The following is a 1947-nucleotide window of genomic DNA, read 5'->3' on the forward strand; positions in this document are numbered from 1 at the left end:
CTGCAATCCGGATCCCTTGCATACTGTTGCTATCTTGGTAGCCTTTACCCGCGTACGGCTATGTCTGCTCCTTCCCCACTGTTGCTCAAACTTGCCCTGCGTCTGCTTGGCTCTCTGAAGATCCCGGTGGATCGGCGCAGGATCCGCGAGCGTGGCTTTGTTCTACCGGTCGCCATCTTGATTGTGCTGGTGTTGAGCTTGGTAACGGTGGGCCTGCTCACCCGCTCCACCCAGCGCAACATCCAAACCCAGGTGGAACGGGCGGGGCAGACGGTTAGCCGACAACTAAACGCCGCCATCGACCGGGCGCGGGCCAAGATTGACTACTTGGTGCGGGATCCCCGCCTGCCCGCCGGCGCCCCCACCGATGCCCAACTTGCCGCGGCCTTGATTAACGACGGGGCGGGAGGGCTGCTCCCGCGGGATGAGAACGAGCCCTACATCCTCCCCGATGAAACCCAGTTCATAATTAGAACCGAAATTGAGGTGGAGGATCCCAACAACCCCGGGCAAACCCTGCCTGTACCGGTACGGGCGCCGGCCTGGTGGTTTTTGGTGGACACCGACAACAACGGCGTCAACGACTCTGTAACTGCCTACACTATTCTCAACACCCGTCGGGCTGCTGGCGCTGGCTTTGAGGATAGCCGGCTAACGGATACGGAGCGGGCGCGGCGCCTGATGATCCGCAGTGGCCCTCTGCAGGGGTCGGCTCTGGGCGCTTGTACCGACAACCCCGCCGAGCAGACCGCCAACCCCAACGTGGGAGACTGGTTCCAGGTGGGATCGGCGCTGTACAAGCCTTTCCAGGTCTTTGCCGTCACCTTGCCCATTCAGGGCGCCGACTCCACCACCCGCGCCATCTCGGCTTTGCAGTTCCAGCAGGATCGGCGGCGGGATCTCCTCAACAAGTGGGGGGCCTTCAGCCGCGGTGACCTGGAGTTCTTCTTCACTCCCCCCTACAACTGGAACGGCGCCATCTACGCCGGCGGCAGCCTTTTCTTCCGCTATCGCTCCACCAACTCGTTCCAGGCTTTCACCATCAGCTCGGAGCAATCCTGCTTCTACATGCCTGTAGATAACTCGGAGATTACTGCCTTCGGAGAGCTGGTGGCAGGGGCTATTGGCTACGCTGGCCAGGAGGTGAGCGATAGCCTGGTTTTCGATGTGCACTCCGGCGAGCAAGACGTAGCACCGAGGGTGTCGGTCAGTCTAAACAACCTGAACTTTGACTCGGTGCAAAACGGGGTGGAGCCGGAGAGTGTGGCCCTGGATCCGCTGGAGCTCCACCTTTTCGGCCGCATACGCACCCGGGGATCCTATGCCTCAAATGCAGAATGGGCGAAGTCTCTCCTCAACGCCAAAAAGGATCCCAACCCCGGACGGATCAAGGCCGGCGGTTTTCAGGCCGGTTCCGACCAGGTCTGCCCGCCCTACGTGGACGATGTCTATCGGGCCGACAACCGCTTTGGGCCCAAGGCCAGCTACGAGCGTCCACCCGTGACGCCTGACCCGCAGAAGGGCTGCAACGTGCCCACCTTTGCCGAAAAGTTCAACGCCAGGGCAGGTGACACAATCCCGTCTGAGGCCAAAAATGAGCTGGGCGAATCCCTCACCGAAGACAACCCACCCCCAGGCGCGCTTGCCGAGGTGGGGCTGGATGGCTACTGGGAGCGGCGGGCCCGCGTGGAGGGCCTGCGGGTGATCGTGGGGCAGCGCCTGGAGCTGACCCGCACCGACTCTTTGCCCTTGCCACTGGTGCCTGATGGTAATCCCAATGATCCTGATCCCACCAAGCTACAGGCCATTTTCATCAGCAACGAGGCGCGGCAGCGCCTAACCCTGCGGGATAACCCGGCGGCGGTGCAGGCCACGGCGGTTTACCACTACAGCTACGAAGATGGGCGCTTCCCCATCGCCTGCCTGGCCACGGTGGCCCACCCCGGC

General features: G+C 62.4%; 1 pseudogene. It reads left to right on the forward strand.

Annotated elements, in window-relative coordinates:
• Positions 1–60: 60 nt before the first annotated feature.
• Positions 61–1947, forward strand: a pseudogene (locus tag NW841_RS03540) (type II secretion system protein); the annotation flags it as partial.

The organism is Synechococcus sp. H60.3 (assembly GCF_047462295.1).
Classification (GTDB): domain Bacteria; phylum Cyanobacteriota; class Cyanobacteriia; order Thermostichales; family Thermostichaceae; genus Thermostichus.